Here is a 26,736-nt window from a genome sequence, read left to right as displayed (position 1 = left end):
GCCTGGTCGCCTTGGGTGAAGGCGGTGTTCATCCCGGACTGGCCTTGCACGATCGCGCCCAGCGCGGTGTTCAACTCCGAGGCGACCAGGTCGGATCGGTTCTTGAAGGAGTCGAACGCGGCCTTGCCTGCGCCGCTGAACTTTCCTTCCAGCGGGGTGACGGCGTCCACGAAGCGGCGCACCAACGCCCCCAGGTCCTGATGCGAAGCATCGGACTGCCGAACAAGAGTGGTGAGCGTCTGCGCGCCCAGATCAAAAACAGCCATACAAAAGGCCCCCAATAGCCCTCGAAACAAACCCACCAAACCAGTGGGTGCCGCGACCGGAAATGGCCACGCAGCCGGGGACATTGTGAACACACAAAAACGGCACTAGGTGGCGAAAAAGGCTCTCCCTAGACCGAAACGAGGGAAATTAGGTGGTAAAAACCCAAAATTAGGTGCTGCGAAAAATCATCTAGGTGGTCGTACACGACTACCGCGAGGCCTTGCCCTCTAAACAGCGGCACGAGTCACAGCAAGGCAATCAAGACACCTCAAATCGTGAACTGCCCACGTGAGGTTAGGGTCGTTTTCATGGCGATGTCGTTCAATGAGAAAAGAGACTCTGGGATTCGTGAGTCGGCGGCCACGGGACCGGATGGACCCGTTCGGCTCCGCTGGTACCGACCAATACCCAGCCAGGCTCGTGTGTCTGTTCCCACACTTGTCTGGGCGCACGGCGGAGGCTTCTTCGCTGGCGGAATCGACCAGCCTGAAGCGCACGATGTTGCCCGGGCTCTTTCTGATAGAGGCGTTACCGTGGTCACGGTCGGCTACCGCCTCGCACCGCTCCCTGGACTGGATTGGGCCTTCAGAGGAGGAACCCGGTCAAGAGCACGCTTCCCGCTACCGATGGAAGACCTTCTGACCGCGCTTCAACACGTCGGCAGCCAGACAGACGGAGGGTTGATCCTCGGCGGAGCAAGCGCCGGAGCATGCTTGGCTGCCTCTACGGCGTTCCGTGCCGTCGAGATGGACCTGCACCTTAGAGGAGCCATCTTCGCGTACGGATTCTTCCATGCCGTGCACCCTCGGGCGCCTGAGATCCAACGTCGAGTTCGCGGTCATCGCCGGCTAACACACTCCCGATGGGTTCTGAATGCGCTGAACCGAAACTACGCAGGATCTGAACCGGCGCTTAGAAACCGTTTGGCTTTCCCAGGAGGACACGATCTCTCCGGGGTCCCGTCCACCCTCATGATCAATGCAGACAATGACGTCATGCGCGCTTCAGGCGACCAGTTCGCGGCCGAACTCCGAGGCGCCCAGGTCGACGTCGAACACCACATTCTGCCTGGATCCCGTCACGCCTTCCTGAACCAGCCCCGCCGCAACGACTTTGCAAAGGCCATCGATCTGATGGCTTCGTGGTCGTTGACTAGATGTGCACCACATTCTGCATCCGGATAACTCTCGGCGCGATCCTCTACGCAGGGTGGCCACGTGCGAAGTTCACCGCTTCTAGGTGGTGAGAGAACGCGATGAACGAGCGAACCCATTGGGTTTGAACCCGTCAGCAAGACCGGAGAAGCTAAGCCCTCAGAACCCGCGCTGCACTGCCCGGCTCGAACCACCCCAAACAGTCGAGAACTCGCCGTGCCACACTGGGAGTACGGCGCCGACTGCTGCTCCACGGACTTTGCAAACACAAACAAGGTGTCTCCACAGTGGTCAAGGTCGGTCCGGTCTCGGACCAGAGCCGGAGGTGTCAGGCCACGCGGGCAGGCGGGCCGTCGTCGCCTACACATTGAGGGGGAGCACGGAGCAACACTGGAGAGAGAAATTGGATGCCAAAGATCTGCCTGGTGCAGTTTCTGCCTATTACGCTGCAAACGGCAATCCCTACGACTTGTTCCAGCTCACCGGAAACCCCGGCCTTCCCATTGATGTCATGTTTCACATCGCCGCTCACCGGGATTGGGCTGAGGCCTCGGGCCTGTTGACCAACTACTCCGTGCCCACCGAAGTCCTGGAATTCCTCGCCGATCGATTCCCCGACGCGGACGGGGACATCAACCATCACCCCAACGCCTCGCTTGCTCGAAAGATGAGACTCATCGCACGAGAAGCTACTGGTTCGTCCCTGCACTCGTTCTTCGCAGCTACGAAAGCCGACGACGCTGAACAAGCAAAATTTCATGCACTCCTGGACGAATCGACCGCAGGGGCCACCATCGCTGAGATTTGGCACAAGATCCGCCCGGAAGGATCAGCTCCAAGGGTTTGAACTGTCGTGCCCTCAGAGCCCACGCCGGACATGGAACACCTGGCGCATCTCGTCTGCGCGGGTGTCGCGCGCGTCATGGTGGAGCTTTCAGATTGACCTCACCCGCCCGCACACACGGCGGCCCGCACTTGTCCGCGATGCGCCGCCAACGCCGGTCGACCTCGTGGACTTCCTCCTGGTTGGACACGAGCGGGTTGGAGCGGAGGCCATCGACGACGGCGGTCGCGGACGGGGCGTCAGCAGCGTCTTCTGCTTTGAACGGGGCCCTTGGGTGTCTACTTGTCCAGGATTGAGCGGACTTAGGCAAACGGCTATGCAATCCGGCTAACCCGCCATTGGTAGTGGTGCTGGGAGGGTCGCATGCTTCGTGAACGAGGTAGGTTGGGGGCTGTATGCGCATCTACGCTGCGTCGCATCGCAGCCTCATGGGGGACAGCTTGGTACGTATCAGATTCGACGGTGGGTTGATTGATGGGGTGACTGCGTATCAAATCACGAAGTGGCGTTATAGGGCCACCATCTTTATGGCTGTCGTGGGCCTGACCTGTCTCGCGCTGATGAAGGCCGGCATCCCACAATCGTGGTTCACAAACTCCTTGGTGGGTCTTTTTGCTTCCTCGGGGCTTCTCTTGATTGTGGTGGTCAATTGGGCAGAGTCCCGCGTGAGGGCCGAGAAGAAGGCCAGCTACACGACCTTGCGTTTAGGCGATAAGCAACTCATGCAGCGAGACCCCTACATGGGCAGAGTTATCCGGCTCGCCGGTGGGGAGTATGTAGACCGGCGACGGTTTGCTGAGATTCTGGCGGCGACGAAGGCGGAAGCGTTGAGGGTGCCTGGCGAGCAGTGACACTCAGCGTCTGCAGTCAAGAACGCCGTGGGACCCACATGATGCGGATCCCACGGCTACGAGGTGACTGTCAGCGTCCCACTTAGGGACGGTCAAGGTCTTGGTTTGGGCTGGTCCCAATCGCGGGCGTAGTCATCCCTGACAAGAGGCCACACCAATCCGAACGCTTCTTCTGCCGAGCTGACGTCTTCAGGAAGCGGCTTTAGCAAGACAAACTCGTGCGGTATCATCCGTCCGGCCGCGTCCCGACGCCCTTCCGGGTCAGAGACGCGAATCGCGATACAGTTTGCGCTTTCTTGGAATGTCTCTGGAGCATCCACCGCGCCTTGAAACGCCGTCTCGTAAAGCTCTAACGGATCTGTGTGACCTGCAGTGCGTAGGAATCGAAAGCCCCAGCTCTTGCCACGGGTGGCCCAGATAAAAGTTAGCTCGGTGGTTCCGTTGCCGCTCCCGGACTTCACACGCGGCCTCGCAGTAGGACCTTCTCCTCGTCGCCACGGTCCAATTCCATTTGGAATCCGGTCAAGGTTTCCGCGAGGAAATCATGCTTCTCTCGGGCTTGAACGTGGAGGTCTTCGACCTTGCCGCCCGCAAAATCGAAAGCCGATTTTGAGAGGGCTGGGCTCAATAGCGCAGCAGCGGTGGCCACAGGGACGGGTAGACGGGCCATTAGAACGGGCAGCCTGGCTTTGCCGAGAACTTCAACCAGAGGCGTGACAACTTTGAACAATTGCTTGGCCGCACCCGTGCCCTTCGTCATCGCCTGTGCCCACGGCAAGAAGCGAGACAGAGGCAGCATGGCAGCAATGGGAAGGATCAAGTCCAATCCCACGCGTTTGGTTACTTCGATCTTTTCTGGTTCGAACTGTGCTGACGAGAGCAGAACGAAATCCTCTCCGACCGACAACGCTTCGGGAGCCTCGACGAATGTGCCCACGACCTCTTGAAGCTTGTTCAGCTCCCTTCCGACCTTTTCCACGAGAAGGTCACGGAAGCTTGTTACGTCGGTCTCAGGCAGCAGATCCGCCTTGGACAACGCCAACAGCCAGATTCTGGGAAAAGTAGCAAGCGGCTGGTTATCCTGGAGGACATCGTCACGCAGTTTGAGTAGCTGGGTGCTGATATTGGTCAGGAGCGACTTGAGGTAGCGCTCTTCCTCGCCCACGTGATCAAGGAGCTTTTGGCTGTCCACAAGTATCATGGCCACATCGGAGCTCAGCAGCGCTTGAAATGTGCCAATGCGGCGTTTTTCTTCTTCTGGCCCGCTAGGTTCCTCTTCGAACCACTCCCCAGGATAGTCATGCCAGACCAGCCGAAGTTCTTCCGCAATAACCTTCTTGGACTTTGCAGCAGCGCCCGGTTTGCGTTTGATGGTGAAGGCGTACGAGGTCGACGAAAAATGAGTGCTTAAGGGGAGTAAAGCGGAGTTCTTCATGCCCAAATAATTCTGATGCAGCCGGCGACCCTGCGCGTTATTAACGGCCAGAATGTCGAAGCGGTCTGTTCCGGAGAGTTGCTGCTCCAGCGCTAGGCCGTAGAAGGATGACAAGAGCACGGTCTTTCCGCTGCCGCTCTCACCGAAAACGGCAATTTGTTGCTCCCGGGCAATTTTATTCTGTTTCATGAAATCAACCTACGGCAATCGTGTAGTAGGGGATGTTTGAGTGGAAGACAAGATGCTTTGGGTCTCTTGCTCCGTAAGGCCAAGGAGATCGGCGCTGCCAGGAGTCCCCTGAATATGAAGTTTCAGTTTCTCGACTTCGTCTTTGAGCAGGTCGACAGTCGCACGGTACTTCTCGAAACCAGCAGTCCGACGTTTCCCCACAACGAAGTTGATGGCGGCAACGAGCACTCCCACAGGGAATGAAATGAGCAGAGCCCATCCAGCAGCGCCTAGAAAATCGAGTGCGACGGGCAGAGCTGCCTTGAATGACATGAAGTCGTTGACTCCTGTGACAACTGCCTTGAGGGCCGAATCTAGCGGACCCATAAACTGGCCCACCAAGGGAGTCTCAGCAAGCGATGGCGCGCTCAACTGAGTCGAGGCCACCTCCGACCAGCGCGGATCGCTGTAGTGATTCAGAACGTAAACCCCGGCTCCTGTGTTCAAGGCAGCAAAGAGAAGTATTGACGTAAGTGCAGTCCAGTGAAAGCGTCGCGGACGTACGATTCCCACCGCGACCACAAAAATCGCTGCTGCCGCCCAAACGGAAACATGTAGTTGATCGCGGCTCATGCCGCTTAGTAAATCCATGAATTTGCCCCATTTGTTAAAGAACTTTGCCGCCCGGCTAGGTCAACCTACCCGTAGAAAGTCCAATATGCGCCGAATTGCATTTCTCGAATGTAGAATATTCCAAATGCTAACTTGTTCCGTCCTCGATTACTTCCATCCCCAACTCTTTTCCGTGCATCCAGAGCACAACATCCATGGTCCGGAGATCTGAAATGTCCACACCAATTGCGGCCTTTTCCCTAATTTCTCTGAGCCTGTCGGGTAGACCCGAACCGTCGGCGAGAACAGAATGCCAGGTCTTCCATTGGCCTTCGCACGTCTGGAGACCCATGAGCGGTCCAACAACTGAGTCGTAAATCGGAATGAGGCGCGGTCGTTTCCTTGCCATGATCTTGCTGGCCCTCGTCGGTCCGATGCCCCAGCGGTAGGTGTCTGTTCCACGAAGCAACCGCCAGAGTTGGTTGGCCGGGCTGTCAGGCCCGAGGACGGCGTCGTAGTCCTCGGGCGGCACTGAGGCAAGGTCTATGTCAGTTGGGATCTGTCCCAGGAGTCGCGTCACCTCGGTGGCACTCGTTTCGATCAAACCAATCGCGGCCGTTGCAGGCACCTGGACGGACAGGAACGAGACGGCAAGGACATCATCGGCCGTAATTTGATTCGCAACATCCGAACGGTCGCCGCCACCAGCCCAATTGTCGAATCGGCTGCCGGTTTGAGGTAGATCGTGGTCGTAGAGCTTTGTGTAGTACTGGGTAACGAGTTCCGCAGCATTATCCAGCTGAGGCTCTGACAGAATTTCCGGTAAGGTCACGGTTCATCCTTCTGGGTGGCGTGCGGACTCGATTGGCAAAACGGTAGTTGTGGGGTCTGACAAAATTAGAGGGTTCTCATTGAATTCGGGTGCCAGGCCTGGGCGCGTGCCAGGGAGTGTTTCAATTCCCGCCCGCCGCCTTCTTCCAGTACTTCCGAATCACCTACGACTACAAGCAAGCTCCGTGCCCTGGACAGGCCAACGTACAGTTGCTCGGCAGCTCGATCCAAGTCCTTAAAACCATTCACGCAAAGGACAATTACGGACCTTTCCAAGCCCTTGAACCCAAGAACGTGTCCGTAAAACTCTGACTCTCCCGAATGGAACTCGCGCCAGTATTCGTCAGTTGCGCCGCGTTCGAAGTAGTCCAAGTGGACCGGGTGACGTTCTTTGGTGGTGAGGAGTGCGATCTGGTTGTTGGCCCAGCCCTCAGCAATGAGTGCGTCTACGCAGTCCCCGGCGACATCGAGTGCCGAATCACTGGTGCATTGGACTCTGCGGACAGGAACGCCCGTGTTGCCTCGTGGCGTGAAATGCGCACCTGCAAAGGGTTTGAAGGTTTCGGCAATTTTTCGGGTGTTGCGTAGGTTTTCGTCGACGTGAATGGGCGCAAATGAGGCGGTGGGCCCGTTGGCGTAGTCCGCCGTTGCCCCGCCCCAGCGCTTGTAGACGTCCTGCCTGTCGTCCATGAAGGCATACACCTCGCCGTTGTGGGGGTCAGTGGTGCAGGCCAAGAGAGCTTCCCACCATAGAGGCGCAAAATCCTGGGCTTCATCGACGATGACCGCGTCCAGCCGCTTGTCGGGATCCAGATCGGCCGCAAGTTCCTTCAAGAGCCGGGGCATCTCGACGTCGAAATAGTCCTGTCCAGCGCCGTCGGGAACCCCAAGTTTCCGCACATACTCGTGAAATTCGCCGGTGAACACAGGTTTCGCTTGGCGCCACGGCGAGACGCGGTCCTGTAGATATTGGCCGAGTCCTTTGTTGTAACAAAAGAGTCCAACGCGTTTGCCCTGCTTGCTCAGGAGCCGCGCCTTTTCCACGGCCAGCCAGGTCTTGCCGCTGCCAGCACCCCCTGTGAACCGGACCCGGGTCAGTGACCGTGTTGCCTGGAGAAGGACTGCCTGCCGCTCAGTGAGATGGTCCTGAGAATCTTCGTCTTCCTTGGCGTTTGCTTCACCGCTTGGCCCGGGTCGAAGGCTACCGCTAAGTTGGCGCACGATGCGGTCCATATAAGCCGCGGCAAGGGGAGACGCTCCGCCTCCTTCGGTCTCGATTGCGTGCCGGACCAACTCCGCGGGGGATCCGCATTGTGTCTCATCCAGGACCAGTGTTCGGGGACATCCGGTCATGGCCCAGTTCTTCGGTACCGAGGTGTATGGCAATGCCACCATGTAGGCAAAGCGGCTGGTGAGGGGTGTTCCAAGCTGACGCCCAATCCAGTTCTTGAAGGCATGGGCGGACCCTTGGGACTGGGCTACGGGGTTTTGGATCTTCCGGTTGCCGGCCCTGTCTGACTGATACCACTGACCCCTGTCCACGGATAGCCGGCCACCCTTGACTTCGATCGCGGCCATGCCAACCCCTGGCCAGAGAACAAGGATGTCGATTTCATGTTCGGCCCGCCCATCCCGCACTTGGACGGAATGGGCCAGGACAACGTCTTCTGGGAGGCTCTGCTTCAGCGATTCCCACACGGCGCGCTCTGCGCTTTGGCCGTCCGTGAACAGCGGCTCTTCCGGGATACAAGGCATCGACTTAGCCTCTAGCCCAGTTGAATGGCCTGTGAGTGCTGTCGATGCACCAGCCCAACCCAAGAATCAACTTTGCTCCCAATTTGCTTATTTGGTTGTTCTATCACGCTTTCAGAATTTCCAAAGGACAGGTCCAACAGATGAACACCGGGCTGGGCGCCGGGCTCGGCTTCATGCCATCTCCATGAACGGATGCTTGACGTTCCAAACAGTCAAGTGCGCCACTTCCGGCTGGCGTTGGGGAAGTTCGACGGCGGTTCCGGCGCCTTCCAAGCCGCCCCGCAGCGCGTTTAGTGGCCGGCTGCGAAGCGTTCCGTGACTTCGAACGCCGGCCAGCGGGCCGCCGTCGAACGTTTCCAGCGTCAGTTCCCGGAGGGCGGAAGCGAAGTCTCCGGCGCGTTGCCCGGGCAGTGCCCTGCTCACCCTGACGTGGTCAGGCAAGAGCTCAAGGTCCAACAACACCGAGTTCACCAGTTGCTGAAAGTGCCGGAGGAGCATCGTGTGAGTCCCAAAGATCTCCAGCAGCAAGGGCTGTGTCCCAAGTCCGATCAGCACACCACGCTGACCATCGACGGGAGTGGGGGCAATGTTGGGCCAGGACTCACACCGGGTTGTGGGCCGATCCAAGTGCTCCACCAAGGAACTGGTGGCAGAGGCGCCCCTGGCGGCATCGAGCCTGCTGACCCGTTCCCAGATGCGGCCCTGGCGATTGTCGCAGCGATGCTGTCGGCGCTGGACCCCAATTCGGCGTGGATCCCGATTGAGGTTTCCATTTCATGTTCAATTTGAGGATTCTGGAAAGTGACGCACGAGGATCAAAGTGGACTGCCCAAGGGGGGACTTACGGGAGGGAAGTAAACACTCAGGGCGACCGCGGAAATACATGAGATTTCAGGTAGCTGAGTGACATCATCTAGAGACTCTTAATCGGAAAGCTCTGAAAAGCACTCTGCAAGTCCTTTATAACTTTTGAATTCAGGCGGCCGTAGGCTTTGATATCAAGCGGTGAAGTGTTGTTGGTCGCTTCGTCGCCGGCTCCAAAAGTAATGTATTCAAGCCCAAAAAATTTGCAGGTCACATCCTCAAAATCTCTCTGCTCGGCAAAATGCTGTATCATACGGTAGTTCTCAAAGCCCTCGTAGGTGTCACGTAAAAAGTCGCCGAGCTCACCCTTCACGGGTTCGCCAGACCAGCCCAGGCACCCAATTAAAATATCAGTTATGCCAGAATGGTCGGAAACAATAACTTCCATGATTGGTAAATAAGACATGTCATTTTCGATAAAAACCTTATGCATAACTTCTAGAAGGTCATCCGGAGCATAAATACTGACACTAACTGAGGACTCATGACCTATTCCATCCAAGAACTCGAAAAGACCAGGCTTCCATCCATCGCACCAGTTAGTGTGCAGGCTAACGTTCTTGATGAATCTATCCCATGCCATGTGACTATCCGGTGTGAGGGTCTTATGGAACGAACTTCCCTGTCCTGAATCAAAGCCTGAGATCTCCGCCAGAATTAACTCTGGAGGTCTTACAAGGCTGACTTTGAGTCCACCTGAGTTATGCCATGAGACAATTTTCCACATCCCATCTGATAATAGGTAAATGAATTTGTCTGGATAGGATATTTCGACGCTGTCGAAGTCTAGACCATCTTGAATGGCTACGCTTATGGCCATCTCCACCGGATAACTACAATCATCGTCAAAAGCGGCCTGCACTCTTTCGTGGAGTGTGCCCTTTTTGAAATAACTCATGGTCGGCAAAGCAAAGAATAAGCCAAACGGGTGGATAACTCGACCGTCATCCCCAGCGTAGTCCAGTTCCGCTAGGATATAATCCACGATCTTAAAATTCGAAAGATTCTTCTGCAGGCGCCTCAGGCCTTCACGGCGCCGTTCCATACTTTCGAAAAGAAATACAGTATGCTCTGGGCATATCTCGGTACCCGACTGTGAAGCGAGAGGCTCGACAGTCTCCGCACTCACCGGCCGGCCGTCCGAATCCACCGTCAATTTATAGCCGGATAGCTGAAGGTTGCCGGTATGATAGAGCTCGGAAAATGGGAGAAGGAGTTCGTGCCACTCTGTAGAAACCGCTACACAACGCATCTGATCTAACCGTAAATTATCATTCTGTCCGAGTAGCCCTGTGTACTTAAAAAGTTCATGAATGCATTGTCGCGCAGCTCCATCGCTGCGCTTAAGCTCGATCACGACGATTAAGCCATGCTTATCACGAGCAAGAATATCAATAAATCCCCTGGATCCCACATTGTTGGGGAGATAGTATTCTTTGTCGACAAGCTGAAGACCGGGTTCAATAATATCCAAGTCTGCAGCGAGGAAATCGCGTATCACATCTTCGTCGTAAGCCATTGAAGTAACTCCTCAAGTCAATTAGGGGTATCTTACAGGCCGGCCTGCGGCTTATGGCTCAGGTGAAGAGGTTCACACGGGAACTCGGCTCCAGGTTTTGGTTCCCGTGCTGAGAACTGCTAGCTGGGGCACTGGGCTCCACACAAGAGTTCGTTCGCAAGGTTTTCGTTTTCGGCGGCGGTATGAGGATCTGGCGTGGACTCGCCACGTAGACCCCAAGGGACGGCGTCGGCAGGATCGAGGCTATTTTTGGAGTTTGTCATGGCCCAAGACCAATTGGCTGCGTAGCTCGCGAGTCCGCCGGTTATTGTCGCGCCCACGCAATACCCTGGCGCAGTGAACATATTTGATGGGGGACTCGGGAGCGCCACGCTACCTGAGGGGCTATACGAACTGCTGCACACCTCCGGCATCGAATCCAAGTTGTCGGTGGTTCCGGGGCTCGACGCCGTGGTGAGCGAAGTTGACCAGGAAGACAGCCCCGAGGTTCTCTCTCGTCACGTCGCAGAAGTCGTCAGAAGTGCACTCAAAGCCGCGAAGCCGGAAGAACGCGTAGCACTAGCCAACCGGCTCCTGTCCCAAATCCGGACAGACAACCAGATCACGCCCGGTCCGCAACAGCTGCTGTCATTGCACCGGACCGACGCATTGAAGAGACGCCAGCTCAGGCGTCCCACCACCAAGCTCAGTGACTCAGCTCTTCTGACAAATGGCAAGGACGACCCCAATCTCGCAGCGGAGCTCCGAACGGAGATCGAATCGGCCAACACCGTCGACCTGCTGTGCGCTTTCGTGAGATGGACGGGTCTGAGGCTGCTCGAGCCTGCCCTTGAGCAGCTGAACGAGCGTGGTGTGAAGTTCAGGGTCATCACCACCACCTATATGGGCGCCACCGAACGCCGGGCCATCGACGAACTCGTCAGGCGCTATGGCGCCGAAGTGAAGATCAGCTACGAAACCCAGGCCACCCGGCTTCACGCAAAGGCTTGGCTCTTCAGGCGCCACACGGGGTTTGACACGGCTTACGTGGGTAGCTCGAATCTCAGCCAAGCAGCCCTCTTGGACGGCCTTGAATGGAACGTACGGCTAAGCTCAGTCGCCACGCCGGACCTGCTCAAGAAGTTCGAGGTCACTTTCGACAGTTATTGGGAGCAAAAGGCCTTTCAGACCTATGACCCGGATCGCGACGGCGACAAGCTCGACGCGGCACTCGAACGCAACGGTGGGAAGCGAACGGCCGCTCCGAACACCATCACCGGGCTGGAGGTCGTGCCATTCCTTCACCAAGAAGAAATGCTCGAAGACCTCGAAGCCGAAAGATCAAAAGGGTTCAACAAGAATCTTCTGGTAGCTGCGACAGGTACAGGCAAAACGGTCATTGCCGCCCTCGACTACCAACGCCTGTGCGAAGCAGCGGGAAGGCCGTTGTCCCTGCTCTTCGTAGCCCACAGACAAGAGATCTTGAAGCAGTCCCTGGGCACCTATCGCAACGTCATGCAGGACGGCGCTTTTGGTGAACTCTACGTCGGCGATCACAAACCCCAGCACTGGACACAAGTCTTCGCGTCAGTGCAGTCGCTGGCCTCCCGTGGGCTCCAGACCTTCGACGCCGACCAGTTCGACGTCGTCGTCATCGATGAGTTTCACCACGCGTTGGCACCTACCTACCGCCAGATGCTTGAGCACCTGAAACCTCAACAACTCCTTGGACTAACCGCAACACCTGAGCGTGGCGACGGCGGCAACGTCGCCAATGAATTCTTTGAGGGGAGAACGGCCAGCGAGCTCCGTCTCTGGGACGCGTTGGACGCCGATCTTTTGGTCCCGTTCCACTACTTCGGGGTCTCGGATGACGTAGATCTCAGTCGGTTGGAGTGGAAACGTGGCAATTACGACACTGCTCAACTGGATCGGCTGTACACGGGCAACGACGCCCGCGCGGCGAAGGTCATCCGCGAGCTTCGGGACAAAGTTGTCGGCACTGAACACATGCGGGCGATTGGGTTTTGCGTGTCAATCCAGCACGCCCATTACATGGCCGGGGTGTTTAACGACGCCGGCATCCGGTCAATTGCGGTTGACGGCGGTACGGACGATGCTGCGCGTGCGGACGCTCTGAACCAGCTGCGTAATCGTGAGATCAACTGCATTTTCGCTGTCGATATCTTCAACGAGGGTCTGGACATCCCCGAGGTGGATACCATCCTCATGCTAAGGCCCACTCAGAGCGCAACGATCTTCCTGCAGCAGTTGGGCCGTGGCCTGCGCCGAGCGGACGACAAGGCTGTCCTCACTGTCCTGGACTTCATTGGCCAGCAGCGTCGTGAGTTCCGCTTTGATCTGCGTTACAGAGCACTCACTGGCTATGGACGAAAACAACTTGAAACGGCTGTGGAGGAAGAATTCCCGTACCTTCCTTCCGGCTCGCAGATTGTGTTGGATCGTGTGGCACAAAAAGTCGTGCTGGATAACATCAGGGCCCAACTACGCTTCAACCGGAATCAATTGGTTCGGGACGTTGCCTCCTACGGGGAAATAGAACTCGCCTCGTACTTGCGGGAGTCGGGCAACGACCTTAAGGCGATTTATCGCTCGACCCGTGACTCCTGGACCGACTACCTCCGCCAAGCGCAACTGATTGACGGATTCTCTCCCCTGGAATCGGTGCTCAAAGGCATCCACCACGACCGATCTAGTGCTGAGGAGAAGAAACTCCTGGGGCGGATGGCTGCCCTCATCCACGTTGATGATCCGGAGCGGGCCGAGGCGTATTCCATGCTCGTCTCATCAGACGCGCCCCACTACGCGGAGCTAGGCGCCCGAGAGCAGACGTTCGCACGAATGCTTTTCTACACACTCTGGGACGACGGCGGCGGTTTCAAGACGTACGACGCCGGTCTCGATCACCTTCGGGCCTACGGGTTCGTATGCAGCGAGATTCGGCAAATCGTGCGCCTGGGAGTCGCATCCTCGAGACACGCAGCCAAAGGGCTGGGTGCTGGGCTTCAACAGATTCCGCTGTTGTCGCATGCGACGTATCGCCGTGAAGAAGTTCTCGCGGCACTGCACTATGGCTCGCTGGAACTCGGGAAGAACGTGCAGCATCGTGAAGGTGCGGCCTGGTGCCCTGCAACAGCTACGGATGCCTTCTTCGTGACCCTTAATAAGGACGATCGGAAGCACTCAGTGACCACGATGTACAAGGACTTCGCCATCAGCCCGGAGCTCTTTCACTGGGAGTCCCAGAATGCCACGTCGCCGACGAGCCCAACTGGCAAGCGATACTTGGACCGGCGCGCTCACGGTTCGCACATCGTCCTCTTCACGCGTGACACCGCGGACGACGAGACGGGTCTCACTGTTCCTTATACCTGCCTTGGCCAGGTCGATTACATGCAACACGCGGGCGAGAAGCCTATCGCGATCACCTGGAAACTGCATCGACCCATGCCCGCAGACGTGTTTGCCGCTGCCACGGCGGTGGCACAGTAACCTGACCAGTCTTCCCATTCCGGACACCTAACCGCGTACTAGGACCGAAAATGATCGCCCCCGACCTCACGGCTCATAATCGTGAGGTCGGGAGATCGAGCCTCCCCACCGCTACAGGCTAGACCCCCGAAATCCGCGAGATATCGGGGGTTTTTCCATGCCGCGGATCTGCACTCAAGCGAGATGTATCTCTCATGTTCCACGAGTTGCCGCCATATTCTCGTCGGGGTGGCTACGGAATGGATGTTTCGAGGGCGATTGAGGGATCGCCGCTGGCGGGGAACCTCTCGAAACGGGGACCGCACAGCCGTCGCACGGTGCTGCCATATTCCGCCGCCGGTCCCGGGTCGTCGCAACAGGTTCATCACGGGTCCCTAGCGCCATTCAGAAAACGACGGCAGACTCCACTAACCTTAGGGATGTAATCCGCACACGATCGCATTCGGTGGTGTGCGGTCTCCAGCAGCACCCATAGGACACGGAGTTCACTGTCGCATGACCCTTTCAGATGCTCACGAGGGCAACTTTGCCCAAGGGTCACTGCGTACGACCGCGAGCCATACGATCGGCGTCCCTCACTTGGTCGAACTCCTGCGCGTCGTTCCGGCCGACGCTCCCCATCAGCGCTACCGGGAAGCAGTCGTCGACGAGAACGTGTTAGGGCGCCCGACGCATACCGGCCGCCAGCGCTCGTTCCGCCATCTGCGAGAGGTCTATTTCCTGGACCCGACGCGACCCGATTTCGCGGCGATGCGTCGCCTGTGGGACGTCGAGCCACAAGCCCGGCCATTACTGGCAGGAATCCTCGCATTCACGCGTGATGGCATACTGCGGGCCTCATTTTCGGCGATCCAACAAGTGCCAGTCGGCTCGATCGTCACTTCCGGCGACTTAGCGATGGCGGTCAGTGTTGTGTACGGAGCGGATCTCTCCCCGGAGACCCTTAGTAAGACGGGGCGAAACACGGGCGCATGCTGGACGCAGACTGGTCATTTGACCGGGAGGACAAACAAGGTACGTCAGACGGTCGAGCCGTTTCCGGCAGCCGTCGCGTTCGCAGCCTTCCTGGGCCACCTTTCGGGTAACCGTGGCGTGAGCGTTCTCGACACACCTTGGGCGGCGTTACTTGACCTTCCCCTTGGAACCGGGTTGGACGCTCTGCGGACGGCTCACAAACAGGGCTTGATAGACCTTCTCGTCGCTGGCAATGTGGTCGACGTCAGCTTTCCGCTCTTGGACGGGACTCGAGGATGAGCCGCGTTTCTGATCTGGTTGATGCTTATGGAGCCGAATTGGCCCTCCCGTGGCGGGCTGGGCTGTCCGGAGGTGAACGCGTCTGGATGCTCGTCTACCCGCCAGATATGGAGCGTTCCATGCGTGCGGCGCTTCCCCGATTCGAACTGGCAACTAGCGAATCCGGCCATGGCTGTCACCAAATAGATCTCACTGACAACCTCGGTCGCTGGCTCGCTGGACACCGCCACTCCGCGGCGTTCTTCGAGGATCCGAGCGATCTCACACCTGCCATCATCGACCAGTTCGAGTCCAATCTCGTCTCCGAGCTTCGCGAGCGACTCACGGCAGGCTCAACGAACGACGTCGCCATCCTGATGGGAATCGGCTCGATTTTCCCGTTCCTCCGGGCGTCCAGCGTCATCAAGGCGATCGACGATGCTGTGAGCGGGCGGCTCCTCGTACTTTTTCCGGGTCTTCACGACCCCGAAACACATTCCTTTCGCTTGCTGGACGCTCGCGACGGATTCAACTACCGCGCCCGCGTCATCGACCCCCAGAAGGCCATCACATGACCATCAACAACGAGTTCTTTACCCGCCGCCCGCTCGACTTCGAAATCCCGAACGACGGGGTCACCAATGTGGACAGACCCGACGACTCGAACCAGTGGAAGGTCCTCGAGTACGAGCTCACAAGCTTCGTGTGCCAAGGCGAGTACGAACACGGCCTCCAGCGAATCCTCGACTCCTATATCCGCCACCGGGGCAGCACCACCCAGCCGGCTGTATGGGTTTCCGGCTTCTACGGCAGCGGGAAGTCGCACCTCGTCCGAGTGCTCCAGCACCTGTGGGCCGATACCGCCTTCCTGACCGGCGCCTCCGCCCGAGGCTTGGCTAACCTGCCTGAGAGCATCCGGGATCAGCTCACCGAGCTCTCCACCATCGGCAAGCGTGACGGGGCCAAGCCCTGGTCAGCCGCGGGTGCACTCGACCGCAGCGGCGAAACATTGAACGCAGTCTTTTTGTCGATTGTTCTTGGCGCTGCAGGTTTGCCGACTCGGGTCGCACCGGCACAAGTAGCTCTGTGGCTCGCTGGGAAAGGCGACCTTGAATCAGTTCGCTCACAAGTCGAATTGAGTGGCGGCGACTTCATCGAGGAACTTAGCGAGTACAACCTCAGCAGCCGACTTGCCGACGCCATCCTCGCTGTTGATCCCGGATTCGCTACAACCGGAGCGGACGTGCGTAAGGCCCTGCGGAGTCAGTTTCTGCCCGACGCACGCTCCCTGTCCACTGACGAGACGATCGCACTGCTTCGGAAGGTGCTCGAGTATGCTGGCAGCGGCGTCATCCCGCCAACGCTGATTGTGCTGGACGAGGTCCAGCAGTACGTCAACGGTGATGGCGGTCGTGCGATGGAGGTGCAGAATCTCGTCGAGTCCGTCTCGCGCGAGATGGATGGACGCGTACTATTCGTAGCGACAGGTCAGCAAGAGCTGACCGCGGACGCCACGCTGCAGAAAATCCAGGACCGTTTCACGGTCAAGGTTGTCCTCAAGAACCAGGACGTTGACGCCGTCGTTCGGCGGGTGCTGCTCAATAAGGAGCCTGCCAAGCGACCAGAGCTCGACAAGGCTCTGACCGACGCCGCAGGTCCAATCTCTCGACAGCTCGTCGGCAGCAAGATTCAACACACTGCGCAGGACAATAAGGATCTTTCGGAGGATTACCCGCTGCTTCCAAGCCGCCGTCGTTTCTGGGAGAGCGTACTACGCCAAGCCGATGCGGGCAGAGCTGGGCAGCTCAGGTCGCAGCTTCGCATTGTGCATGACGCAAATCGTCTGGTTGCACCCAAGATGGTGGGAACGGTGGTTGGGGCGGACTACCTCTATACAGCGAAGCATGAAGATCTCAACGGTGCTGGCTTACTCCTTAAGGAGACCCAGCGCCTGATCCAGGAGCAGGGACAGAAGGACCGGCTCCGCGGGCGCATCCTCGGCTTGATCCATCTCGTCAGCCTGCTTCCGACCTCCGGCCACGCAGACATCGGTGTTCGGGCCACGGCAGACCACCTCGTCGACCTCCTTGTTGAAGACCTGGCAAAGGATGGCGCACGTCTGCGTCAAGACGTCCCCGCCGCACTTGAGGCGCTATCCGAGGAGGGAATCCTCCAGCGCGACGGAAACGAGTACCGTCTCCAGACGGCAGCGGGCAGAACTTGGGATGAGGCATTCCGTCGTCACTCAGCCCAACTGACCGAAAGCGAGATCAGCACGGAGCGCGACTCCATGTTGCGCTCGGAAGTAGAGAAGGCATTGCCTGTCTCGATCCCTCAAGGCAGAGCCAAAGTGGCACGAAAGATCAGCCTCCACACCGACTCCTCCAAACCATCTGCCAGCGCCACCATTCCAGTCTGGTTGCGCTCGGAGTGGGACGATGGTATCACCACAAAGCAGTTTGAGGACCTCGCCCGCGGCCAAGGCCCCGACTCCCCGATCGTACTGGCTCATCTTCCTAGGGTTCAGGCCACGGCCTTTGCTTCTGCCCTGCGCAACCAGATGGCTGCACAGCGAACGCTCGACCAGCAGGGATTCCCGCAGGACGACGAGGGCAAGCAGGCTCGGCGTGCGATGGAGTCCCGTCACGCTCGCGCTCAGGCACAGGCCCGAGAGCACGTCCGCGACATTCTCAGCAAGGCTGGTGTCTTGCTTGGCGGCGGGTCCGCCCCCCCGGGCATTGCCTTGCGCGACCGTTTTGAGAACGGCGCAGTGTCGGCGGCGACCCGGCTGTTTAACAGGTTCGACGTCGCAGACGACGCCCGCTGGCCGCACGTCCTCGACCGAATCAAGAAGGGTTCAGGCGCAGATGCGCTCAAGGCAGTCGGCCACGACGCCGACCCCGAGCAGCATGCAGTCGTAAAGGAAGTGCTCGGCAGGATCGGGGGCGCCGGCACCCCCGCCAGCACTGTTGAGAAGGAGCTCTTGTCCGAACCCTTCGGCTGGCCGCGTGACGCTATCATGGCAGCGATCGGGGTACTGCTCGACAACGGACTGGTCAGGGCCACTATCAACGGCTCCGACGCGACCAGCAGCAACGTCTTGTCCCAGACGCGACTCGGCCCAGTGCACCTGAGGCGGGAGTCAACGGTCCTTAAGGCAGCTGAGAAGATTGCAGCGCGGAGCCTCCTCGGCAAGCTCGGGGTACATGCTGACAACGAAACGCTGGTGTCTGCGGCCGAGCAAGCAATAAGCGGTCTCGCACAGCGGGCCAGCATCCTCACCGGACCTCCCCCCTTGCCTGACATCACTCTTCCTGTTGGCTTGGAGACAGTGCGGAGGGCCACCGGGAACGATCGAGTACATGCGTTGCTCGCAATAAAGGATGAACTGGTGAACTTCGCTGAGCGTTTGCATACCCTGGAGCTGCGCCGCGCACCCAGGCTTGAAGCTCTGGCAATTGCGCGAGCTCTCTCGGCCGCAGCGGCGGACCTGGACAGTGCAGCCGAGGTGCGCTCACGCCTTGGGGCCTTCGAGACCACCCGGGAGCTACTCGGGGACACCGACCAGATCAATCCCCTCGTTACCGACCTCGCAGGCGTCGTGCGTGACGCGGTCCATCAGGCAGCCACGGAATTAGAGCAGGCCCGACAGCTTGCGGTTGCTGGTCTTTTGCACCAGCAGGCCTGGTCGACGCTCGATCCGGGAAAGCAAGAGCAACTCCTCGCCGAGCACAATCTTGCGCCTGAACCAACGCCAGAGCTCAGCGACGCTCAGGCTGTCCTGAAAGCAGTTCAGCGCCGTCCACTCCCGTCCTGGGGAGCAGTTCTTGACGCGGTGTCCGCGCGAGCCTCGAAGGCACTTGAGGCCGCAGTCCGATTTAGCGCTCCCAAGGCCAGCACCGTCACGGTTCCAGCGGCAAGCCTTAGCAGCTCAGACGAGATCGACGCATACCTGGCCGACCTTCGCGTACGCCTCACCCAGGCCCTCGCCAGCCACGACACGGTGGTGGTGAGGGGCTGATGGGAGACGTTCTCAACACTGAACAGCGTGGTCACCTCGACGCAGCGGTCCAGCAAGCCCGAACGGCGGCGGAGAACGCGGCCGCCGACGCGCTGCACGCACTCGCGGTGGCTGAGCCGAGCCGGCCGGCCTACCTGAGCGACGATGACAACTCCTTGAGGCTCGCCTTGCGCGAGAAAGCCCGACAACTCGGAGACGACACTGCACGAAGCGGTGCGAGTGTGACCAACCTAGTCCGCGAGGTCGCCTACGAGCAGTGGCACCGTCTCCTGTTCGCACGCTTCCTCGAGGTCAACGGACTCTTGCGTCATCCTGAGTTTCGCGACACCTCGCTCACGCTCGATGACTGCGCGGACCTCGCAGACGACCTCGGCGAGCCGGACGGCTGGTCAGTCGCCGCTCGCTTCGCGTCGGAAATCCTCCCGGGTGTCTTCCGGTTGGATGATCCGGCAGTCCAGGTTCGCTTCGCTACGGAGCATAGGCTCGAACTGGAACGGATCCTACTTAGCCTTCCCGCAGAGGTATTCATTACCGAGGACGCACTCGGGTGGGTCTACCAGTTCTGGCAAACGGCCGAAAAGAAGCGCGTCAACGGGTCAGGCGTCAAGATCGGCGGCGCGGACATCTCTCCTGTGACCCAATTGTTCACCGAGAACTACATGGTCCGCTTCCTGCTGGAGAACTCCCTCGGAGCATGGTGGGCTGCCCGGCACCCCAATTCACCGCTTGTAGACACATGGGAGTACCTCCGTCGCCTCGACGACGGCACACCCGCGGCTGGCACATTTAGCGACTGGCCGGCGACTGCCGCAGAGGTCACTGTTATGGACCCATGCTGCGGCTCCGGACACTTCCTGGTCGCGATGTTCGGCATGCTCTGGCGGATGAGGGCCGAGGAGGAGGGCCTGTCTCCGGCGGACGCACAGGACGCGGTGCTGCGGGAGAACCTCCATGGGCTTGAGCTTGATCCCCGTTGCACTCAGATTGCCACCTTCAACGTCGCCCTTGAAGGCTGGAAGCAGGGCGGCTTCCGCGACCTTCCTGCAACGCAGATCGCGTGCTCGGGTGTGCCCGTTCGTGCGATGAGGGCCGAATGGGAGGCCTTGGCTGGGGCTGACGATGAACTTCGGAACGTGATGGTTCGGCTCCACTCATTATTCCGTAACGCAGAAACGCTGGGTTCGCTTATTGACCCCCGCCCGAGTGACCAGGGTGACGGCCTGTTTGGTCGAGACTTGACTGTAGGCACAGACTGGCGCCGTGTGCGTGAATTGCTTCGTGACGCCTTGCAGGCAGAGCGTCACAGTGGAACTGTGCTTGGTCATGCGGCTGACGACGTCTTGCACGCCGCGGGACTGCTGGGGAAGAGCTACACTCTGGTGGCCACCAACGTTCCGTATCTCGGATCGCAACTGCAGGGTGAGATTTTGCGGAATCACATCGCGGCCGAGTTCCCAGACTCAGGCGGAGAACTAGGGGCAGCTTTTGTGCTGCGTTGGGCCGCAACGTCAGGCGCTGCCACGCACACCTGTGCAGTGGTACCCGGAGCGCTGGGCTTCCTTCGTAGCTTCAGGGACTTCCGACGAGACTTGATTGAAGACGCGACGGTGCGCATGTACTGCTCGCTAGGGCCGAGGGCTTTCCGCGAGATTAATGGAGAGGTCGTACAGCCAGCCCTGATGGGGGTCGGTCGTTCACTGCCCCGTGGTTCAGCAGGACGGGCACTAACGGCAACCACAGTTGATGCTGGCTCAATCGATGAGAAGGCGCGCTTGCTCAGAGAAGGGCCAATCGCCCTGATCGAGCCCCAGACTTGGCGGGCCAACAAGGGGCTTGCGTTCAGTGCCGTGGCTCCTTCGGTCGCGACCAGACTGTCGTCCTTTTCGACTGGTGCTGAGGGGTTGTCCACGGGTGACAACGGCCGCTACATCCGACACTTCTGGGAGGTCGACTTCGACGGTGAGCGATGGGCTGGCATACAGGGCGCGCCTTCGGCGACGGCCCCGTACGCCGGACTGGAGTTCGCGGTCCGGTGGGACTCCGGCAATGGTCCGCTTGTCGAGTCGGATGGCGCCAGAATTCAGGGACTCAATCATTTGAAACAGAGCGGCGTCCTGATCGGTAGAATGAGCACCTTCCGGTGTTCGATGTATCTTGGCGGGCTCTTTGACAAGAGTTGCGTGATTGCCGTTCCCAATCGGCCAGAGGATCTTCCTGCGATATGGGAATTTGCTCGCTCAGGTGCATTGGAACGAGCCGTTCGATCTATCGACACCAAGGTCGGCGCCTCGACTGCGGCTGTGCTCAGCGCAGCCTTCGATCGGGCCCACTGGCGCGATGCCGCCGCGGGCAACTCGGTTCCTCGTGCGCACTCCAACGATCCGACACAATGGCTCTTCGGGGGTGACGTAGAAGGTTCGACACAGCCCCTCCAAGTTGCTGTTGCGCGGCTTCTGGGCTTTCGCTGGAAGGACCAGATGCCAGATGATCTAGACCAATATTCCGACAATGACGGTATCGCCGCGCTTCAGTCGCTTCCGGGTGAGCCTGACCTCGCCACACGGCTGCGCGAACTGCTGGCGGCGGCATACGGCGGTCAGTGGTCAAGCAGCCTAGAACGGACGCTCGTGACCGACGCGGGCGGGCGGAACGGCCGGCTTGAGGATTGGCTCCGCGACGGCTTCTTCGCACAGCACGTCAAGGTGTTCGACAATCGACCCTTCCTATGGCACATCTGGGACGGCCGCAAGGACGGCTTCTCGGCCGTCGTAAACTACCACTCTCTCGACCACCGGACCCTTGAGAAGCTGACGTTCACTACGCTGGGTGCGTGGATCGAACGCCAGAAGCATGAGGCCGGCGCCGACCGAGCGGGGGCTGATGCGCGCCTCGCCGCCGCAGAAAATTTACAGGAGCGTCTAAAGCTGATTCTCGAGGGCGCGCCCCCGTATGACGTGTATGTGCGTTGGAAGCAGCCACATGAGCAACCGGTCGGTTGGCACCCCGATCTTGACGACGGTGTGCGCCTCAACATTCGCCCCTTCTCCACGGCGGGTGTTCTGCGGTCCAAGGTGAACGTGAGTTGGAAGAAGGATCGTGGTATTAACCCTGATGGGTCGGAACGCATCAATGATCTTCATCCGACACTGGAGGAACGCCGCGACGCACGACGGCTGGCAGGAATGAAGCTGTGACCGCGGTGAGGGCCGTTATTGCGCACGCACTGCGTGACACAGCAAAGTACAATGCGGATTCCAGTGCACCCCCTGCAGCCGTGTTCTGGCCGGATCCAGACCGTGCATGGGAGCCGGTCATCGGTCTTCTCCAAGAAGCAGTGCCGATCCTCGTACTCGGAGACTACGACTCGGCGAAGGCCCAAGGGCCTGCGATTTGGGTACGCGCTGTCCTGGCAGCCCAGGAATTGGTGGACCTCCCAGCACATCTAGCCGAACACAGCGACAAAAACCCGTGGGTAATTTACCTGCCGGGACTCGGCCGAAGTTCACTTTCGGATGTCACTAGCCCCGAACCGGCGGTTTCGCCCCTTGTTGAATTGGCACTCCGCTCGAGCTGGTGGCCGTCCGCGCACGGGCAGACTCCGTGGACCCCACACTCCTTCCTAGGCTCGAAGACCGGCGGCGGCCTGGATCTTGCCGGTGACGCAAAGACGAGGTCGGCGCTCACAAGCGTGCTCGAACGTCTACTCGTCGAGGACGTCGACGAGCTGCGCCGCATGGGCCGACTCGATGCCACCAGGCTGCACTCACTCGTCATGTCTGACAGCGTCCGAACTTTGCTGGAGTGGCTGGACGATCCCGACGGCACTCGCAACGCACTTCATGGAGCTAGGTGGAACGCCTTCGTCGAGGCCTGTCGGACGGCTTACAACTTTGATCCAACCAAGGATGGTGCGCTCACCGCGGCGGCACGTCTGGGGACTCGTGAAGGCCCGTGGAATGATGCGTGGGCTCGGTTTGCAGACAGCCCTCGTCGGTACCCCAACATCCCCGCCAAGCTCGATCAGGCCCGTCCTCAAGGTGATCTCTTCGGCAGCACGGACCCGTATCCAGACTCCTGGCCCTCGTGGAACCTTGAGCAGGAGGATGCACTCCGAAAGTCTCTTGCTGGCCTGGCGGACGGGCACGCTCCCGATCAAACACGCGAGTCGGTGCGAGGGCTGGCTGTTGTCCACCTTCGCCGCGAGGAGAGTGTCTGGGGCGAGCTCGGGCAAGCCCCGCTAGCGCGGGCGACAGGCTTGTTGGCCGAACTCGTAGAGCTGACTGCTGCAGGCGCGTCCGGGACCGACGTGCCCTCGCTCTTGACTTGGTACGCAGCTGATGGCTACAAGGTCGATGACTTGGCCCTCCGTGCCATCGCTAGCTCCCCGACTGCGGCAGACCGTGGGGCGGTACGCAAGGCGCTCCAGCTCACTTATGACCCCTGGCTGGAACAAGTTGCCCGCACGTTCCAGGCTGCGGCGGCTTCCGGTTACAAAGGCCAGGTTGGCCTCGATGTCCCAGCAGGCACTTGTGTCGTCTTCGTTGATGCCCTTCGGTTCGACCTCGCACAGCGGCTCGCAAAGCGGCTCTCGGGCCTAGACACCGCCATCTCCTCGCGTCTTGCGGCGTTCCCAACCGTTACACCAACGGGCCAGCCGGCCGTTGCGCCCGTGACAGCCTCACTCGGGGCGGGTGATGCGTTCGATGCGGCAGATGCCCAAGGGCGTTCAATGAAGGGGCAGGTTTTCCGGGCCGCCCTGGCCGACGCGGGCGTCCAATACCTTGACTGGAAGTCCTCTGAGACCGGAGACGCCAATGGTATCGGTTGGACTCAGAGCAACACCATCGATGCACTCGGGCACGACCACGGACATGCGCTGTCCGAAATGGTCGATCAGCAGCTCGATCGCATTGCCGAACGAATCAAGAGTCTTCTTGGAACGGGGTGGCGACGCGTCGTCGTCGTGACCGACCACGGCTTCATCCTGCCAGCGGGTCCTGCGCTGAAGGTGTCACTACCTCTCGCAATTACGGAAGGTGACGCCGCCCGCAAGCCGCGGGTGGCCCGGCTGAAGGCCGGGGCCTCGCGGCCAAACTTCCCAACCATCCCTTGGACCTGGGATGCGTCAATCGACATGATCAGCGCGCCGGGAGCAGCCGCCTTCGAGGCTGGAACATACTACGAGCACGGAGGACTAAGCCCCCAGGAGTGCGTGATCCCAGTCATCAATGTTTCTGCCCGAGAGGGTGCATCGGGGCCTGCACAGATAGAAGGAATCCGTTGGACCGGGCAGCGCTGTCGCATTGACTTTGAACCCGCGGAAGCCGATGTCGTGGCAGAGGTTCGGCTTTCCCCCGGTGACGCAAGTAGCAGAGTCGGTGGGCCGAAGCCTCCATCAGAGGCGGGGGAGATCAAGGTACTGGTCGACGAGGACCAGGCAGCTGACGGCACTGCGGCGTACGTCGTGCTGTTAGGGCCTGACGGTGCCGTCATTGCACAGCGCCAGACAGCGGTGGGAGCTACGGAATGACCGAAGCGATTATGCTCGACTCAATCGACGAACTGGCGGCGTCCGCCTTTGAGGGCTATGTGGTCCGCAAGGACCTTGCTCAGCAGTTCAAGGGCGCCTACCCAGTACCGACATACGTCGGTGAGTTCCTCATCGGCCGCTATTGCGCCACCACTGACCCCGACGAGATAGAGGAGGGGTTGCGCATCGTGCGTCGGCTGCTCGCCGACCGCACTGTCAGGGCCGGTGAGGAGGAGCTTTTCAAGTCCCGCGCGCGTGAACGCATGACTATTAAACTCATCGACATAGTCAAAGCACGGCTGGACGCGAAATCCAACGCGTACATCGCAGAGCTCCCGAGTCTCGGCCTCAAGGACGTCCGCATCGACGACGCTGTAGTCCGTGACAATGAACGTATGCTCACCGGTGGCTTCTACGCCGAGGTGGACCTCTACTACGATGCCGTCATCGCCGATGAGAACAACGGCAAGCCCTTCGCTATCGGAGCGCTTCGTCCGATACAACTTTCGACCCGTGATTCACTGACTCGCTTAGCCGAAGGCCGCTCACGCTTCAAGACTGAGCAGTGGAAGCACCTCCTACTACGGTCTGTGGGTTTCGAACCGGAGAAACTCACGGACCGCGAGCAGGACGTTCTCTTGCTGCGGATGGTCCCGTTCGTCCAGCGCAACTACAACATGGTTGAGCTGGGCCCCCGCGGCACCGGCAAGTCGCACCTGTTCCAGCAGGTCTCGCCATACGCCCATCTCATCAGCGGCGGCAAAGCGACTGTAGCCCGAATGTTTGTCAACAATGCGACCGGCCAACGCGGGCTGGTTGCTCAGTACGACGTCGTTTGCTTTGACGAAGTCTCAGGCGTCTCCTTTGACCAAAAGGACGGCGTCAACATCATGAAGGGCTACATGGAATCGGGTGAGTTCTCCCGCGGCCGGGAGTCTATTCGAGCCGATGGATCGATTGTTCTTGTAGGAAACTTCGACGTGGATGTTGCTCACCAGCAGAGGATCGGCCATCTGCTATCGCCCCTCCCGGCGGAGATGCGGGATGACACCGCGTTCATGGACCGAATACATGCATATCTCCCGGGATGGGACGTCCCGAAACTCAACCCGTCCTACTTCACTCACCACTTCGGTCTAGTAAGCGATTTTCTCTCCGAGTGCTGGTCGCGCCTCCGCGACCAATCGCGGCTGGCATCGGTCCAAGGACGGGTGAACTATTCCGATGCTCTCTCCGGTCGGGACCTGTCTGGGGTCAACAAGACAGTTGACGGTCTACTGAAGCTGGTCTATCCGGATGCCGAAGCGGAGATACCCGACGAAGACCTGGAATGGGCGGTCCGTATCGCGCTCGAATGTCGGCGTCGTGTCAAGGAACAGCAACGACGCATCGGAACGGCCGAGTTCCGCAGCACACAGTTCGGCTACCGGATCGGCGAAGGAGTTGAGCAGTTCGTCTCAACCCCGGAGCTCGCGAGCCCGGACTCAATCGGCTTGGATCCGCTCCCGCCGGGTCAGGTATGGGCAATCGCCGAGGATGGCGGAGGCGTCGGGCCTGGCCTCTACCGCATCGAGGCGGCGGACACTCCGGGTGCCGGGGCATCCAGACTGCTCAACCAGGCAGCCCCGGCTCCGCTTCGCGAGAGTTTCAAAGTCGCGGAGCAGAACCTGGTTGCCCAAGCACGCACTCTGATCGGCGATCGCAATCCTCGCGAACATAATCTCACCGCACAAGTGCGGGCACTTGACGCGGCGAAGTCGGGGAATGGCTTGGGCTTGCCGATCCTTCTTGCACTCACATCCTCCATGCTTCAGCGCTCCGTGCGAGGAGGGCTGATCGTGGTCGGTAATCTTTCCCTGGGGGGTGGCGTCGAGACGGTGCTCAACGCGGCCGTCCTCGCCGAGCATGCAATGGAGAAAGGCGCGTCGGCGCTCCTACTTCCAGTTTCGGCTCGCCGGCAATTGCTTGACGTCAGCGACGAAGTGGCCACCAAGGTTTCGTTTCTGTTCTACAATGACGCCCAAGACGCCCTAATGAAGGCACTTGATGACTGAGTCCCAGTTTGCACGCGCCGTGAGCGCCTCTGACCTATCGCTGGCTTAGCTGCACGGGTCTATGAGCCGGCGGACAAATGGAGGCGAGCCGGTGTTCCGAGAAAGG

General features: G+C 59.5%; 17 protein-coding genes. 10 read left to right on the top strand and 7 right to left on the bottom strand.

The genetic code is table 11. The features are described 5' to 3' along the window. On the bottom strand, positions 1 to 266 hold a 266-nt coding region (locus tag ACIQTZ_RS19835), incomplete at its 3' end, for a hypothetical protein (protein ID WP_402983168.1). A gap of 309 nt (positions 267 to 575) precedes the next feature. On the opposite strand from ACIQTZ_RS19835, the gene ACIQTZ_RS19830 reads away from it, so the two are divergent. From ACIQTZ_RS19830 to ACIQTZ_RS19820, 3 genes are all read left to right on the top strand, one after another. Then, the gene (locus tag ACIQTZ_RS19830) at positions 576 to 1,451 is read left to right on the top strand and encodes an alpha/beta hydrolase fold domain-containing protein (RefSeq protein ID WP_402983165.1); all 876 of its coding nucleotides are present in this window, start codon (positions 576 to 578) and stop codon (positions 1,449 to 1,451) included. Between the two features lie 373 nt (positions 1,452 to 1,824). Next, a complete protein-coding gene (locus ACIQTZ_RS19825) occupies positions 1,825 to 2,268 on the top strand; it encodes a hypothetical protein (RefSeq protein ID WP_402983162.1) in 444 nt (147 codons plus the stop codon). A 392-nt stretch (positions 2,269 to 2,660) separates the two neighbouring features. Next, positions 2,661 to 3,116, top strand: coding sequence for a hypothetical protein (locus ACIQTZ_RS19820; RefSeq protein ID WP_402983159.1), 456 nt, complete (start codon positions 2,661 to 2,663; stop codon positions 3,114 to 3,116). 457 nt (positions 3,117 to 3,573) lie between these two features. Here ACIQTZ_RS19820 and ACIQTZ_RS19815 read toward each other — a convergent pair whose 3' ends face one another. The 6 genes from ACIQTZ_RS19815 to ACIQTZ_RS19790 all read right to left on the bottom strand — a co-directional run bounded on the left by ACIQTZ_RS19815 (position 3,574) and on the right by ACIQTZ_RS19790 (position 10,300). Next, positions 3,574 to 4,740: an ATP/GTP-binding protein gene (locus ACIQTZ_RS19815; RefSeq protein ID WP_402983156.1), complete on the bottom strand. Its 1,167-nt coding sequence runs from the start codon at positions 4,738 to 4,740 to the stop codon at positions 3,574 to 3,576. A gap of 9 nt (positions 4,741 to 4,749) precedes the next feature. Next, positions 4,750 to 5,352, bottom strand: a complete 603-nt coding sequence (locus ACIQTZ_RS19810) for a hypothetical protein (protein ID WP_402983153.1) — start codon at positions 5,350 to 5,352, stop codon at positions 4,750 to 4,752. Between the two features lie 127 nt (positions 5,353 to 5,479). Beyond that, on the bottom strand, positions 5,480 to 6,163 hold the full coding sequence (locus ACIQTZ_RS19805; RefSeq protein ID WP_402983150.1) for a DUF6308 family protein: 684 nt from the start codon (positions 6,161 to 6,163) through the stop codon (positions 5,480 to 5,482). Between the two features lie 65 nt (positions 6,164 to 6,228). After that, positions 6,229 to 7,917: an NERD domain-containing protein gene (locus ACIQTZ_RS19800; protein ID WP_402983147.1), complete on the bottom strand. Its 1,689-nt coding sequence runs from the start codon at positions 7,915 to 7,917 to the stop codon at positions 6,229 to 6,231. A 171-nt stretch (positions 7,918 to 8,088) separates the two neighbouring features. After that, a complete protein-coding gene (locus tag ACIQTZ_RS19795; RefSeq protein ID WP_402983177.1) occupies positions 8,089 to 8,661 on the bottom strand; it encodes an ARPP-1 family domain-containing protein in 573 nt (190 codons plus the stop codon). A 169-nt stretch (positions 8,662 to 8,830) separates the two neighbouring features. Beyond that, on the bottom strand, positions 8,831 to 10,300 hold the full coding sequence (locus tag ACIQTZ_RS19790) for an endonuclease NucS domain-containing protein (protein WP_402983144.1): 1,470 nt from the start codon (positions 10,298 to 10,300) through the stop codon (positions 8,831 to 8,833). Positions 10,301 to 10,636: 336 nt separating this feature from the next. On the opposite strand from ACIQTZ_RS19790, the gene ACIQTZ_RS19785 reads away from it, so the two are divergent. The 7 genes from ACIQTZ_RS19785 to brxL all read left to right on the top strand — a co-directional run bounded on the left by ACIQTZ_RS19785 (position 10,637) and on the right by brxL (position 26,630). Further along, the gene (locus ACIQTZ_RS19785; protein ID WP_402983141.1) at positions 10,637 to 13,792 is read left to right on the top strand and encodes a DUF3427 domain-containing protein; all 3,156 of its coding nucleotides are present in this window, start codon (positions 10,637 to 10,639) and stop codon (positions 13,790 to 13,792) included. A 495-nt stretch (positions 13,793 to 14,287) separates the two neighbouring features. Beyond that, the gene (locus ACIQTZ_RS19780) at positions 14,288 to 15,046 is read left to right on the top strand and encodes a hypothetical protein (RefSeq protein ID WP_402983138.1); all 759 of its coding nucleotides are present in this window, start codon (positions 14,288 to 14,290) and stop codon (positions 15,044 to 15,046) included. Further along, positions 15,043 to 15,600, top strand: a complete 558-nt coding sequence (locus tag ACIQTZ_RS19775; RefSeq protein ID WP_402983135.1) for a BREX protein BrxB domain-containing protein — start codon at positions 15,043 to 15,045, stop codon at positions 15,598 to 15,600. Before ACIQTZ_RS19780 ends, ACIQTZ_RS19775 begins: the two co-directional genes overlap by 4 nt. Further along, complete coding sequence (gene brxC / locus ACIQTZ_RS19770; protein ID WP_402983132.1) at positions 15,597 to 19,046, top strand: BREX system P-loop protein BrxC; 3,450 nt, start codon at positions 15,597 to 15,599, stop codon at positions 19,044 to 19,046. The genes ACIQTZ_RS19775 and brxC overlap by 4 nt, the downstream gene beginning before the upstream one ends. Then, positions 19,046 to 22,240, top strand: coding sequence for a hypothetical protein (locus ACIQTZ_RS19765; RefSeq protein ID WP_402983129.1), 3,195 nt, complete (start codon positions 19,046 to 19,048; stop codon positions 22,238 to 22,240). The genes brxC and ACIQTZ_RS19765 overlap by 1 nt, the downstream gene beginning before the upstream one ends. Beyond that, positions 22,237 to 24,576: a BREX-1 system phosphatase PglZ type B gene (gene pglZ, locus ACIQTZ_RS19760; protein ID WP_402983126.1), complete on the top strand. Its 2,340-nt coding sequence runs from the start codon at positions 22,237 to 22,239 to the stop codon at positions 24,574 to 24,576. Before ACIQTZ_RS19765 ends, pglZ begins: the two co-directional genes overlap by 4 nt. Then, the gene (gene brxL / locus ACIQTZ_RS19755) at positions 24,573 to 26,630 is read left to right on the top strand and encodes a protease Lon-related BREX system protein BrxL (protein WP_402983123.1); all 2,058 of its coding nucleotides are present in this window, start codon (positions 24,573 to 24,575) and stop codon (positions 26,628 to 26,630) included. The genes pglZ and brxL overlap by 4 nt, the downstream gene beginning before the upstream one ends. The last annotated feature ends 106 nt before the right edge of the window (positions 26,631 to 26,736 follow it).

This window comes from Paenarthrobacter sp. NPDC090520 (assembly GCF_044769205.1).
GTDB lineage: Bacteria > Actinomycetota > Actinomycetes > Actinomycetales > Micrococcaceae > Arthrobacter.
The sequence above is the reverse complement of the archived record's forward strand: the minus strand, read 5'-3'. Positions and strand labels throughout refer to the sequence as shown.

Bases quoted from the DNA above. Each gene is read 5' to 3' on its own strand.
- brxL (WP_402983123.1), top strand. From the start codon at position 24,573: ATGACCGAAGCGATTATGCTCGACTCAATCGACGAACTGGCGGCGTCC.
- ACIQTZ_RS19815 (WP_402983156.1), bottom strand. From the start codon at position 4,740: ATGAAACAGAATAAAATTGCCCGGGAGCAACAAATTGCCGTTTTCGGT.
- ACIQTZ_RS19775 (WP_402983135.1), top strand. From the start codon at position 15,043: ATGAGCCGCGTTTCTGATCTGGTTGATGCTTATGGAGCCGAATTGGCC.
- ACIQTZ_RS19820 (WP_402983159.1), top strand. From the start codon at position 2,661: ATGCGCATCTACGCTGCGTCGCATCGCAGCCTCATGGGGGACAGCTTG.
- ACIQTZ_RS19790 (WP_402983144.1), bottom strand. From the start codon at position 10,300: ATGGCTTACGACGAAGATGTGATACGCGATTTCCTCGCTGCAGACTTG.
- ACIQTZ_RS19765 (WP_402983129.1), top strand. From the start codon at position 19,046: ATGGGAGACGTTCTCAACACTGAACAGCGTGGTCACCTCGACGCAGCG.
- brxC (WP_402983132.1), top strand. From the start codon at position 15,597: ATGACCATCAACAACGAGTTCTTTACCCGCCGCCCGCTCGACTTCGAA.
- ACIQTZ_RS19780 (WP_402983138.1), top strand. From the start codon at position 14,288: ATGACCCTTTCAGATGCTCACGAGGGCAACTTTGCCCAAGGGTCACTG.
- ACIQTZ_RS19800 (WP_402983147.1), bottom strand. From the start codon at position 7,917: ATGCCTTGTATCCCGGAAGAGCCGCTGTTCACGGACGGCCAAAGCGCA.
- ACIQTZ_RS19810 (WP_402983153.1), bottom strand. From the start codon at position 5,352: ATGAGCCGCGATCAACTACATGTTTCCGTTTGGGCGGCAGCAGCGATT.
- ACIQTZ_RS19830 (WP_402983165.1), top strand. From the start codon at position 576: ATGGCGATGTCGTTCAATGAGAAAAGAGACTCTGGGATTCGTGAGTCG.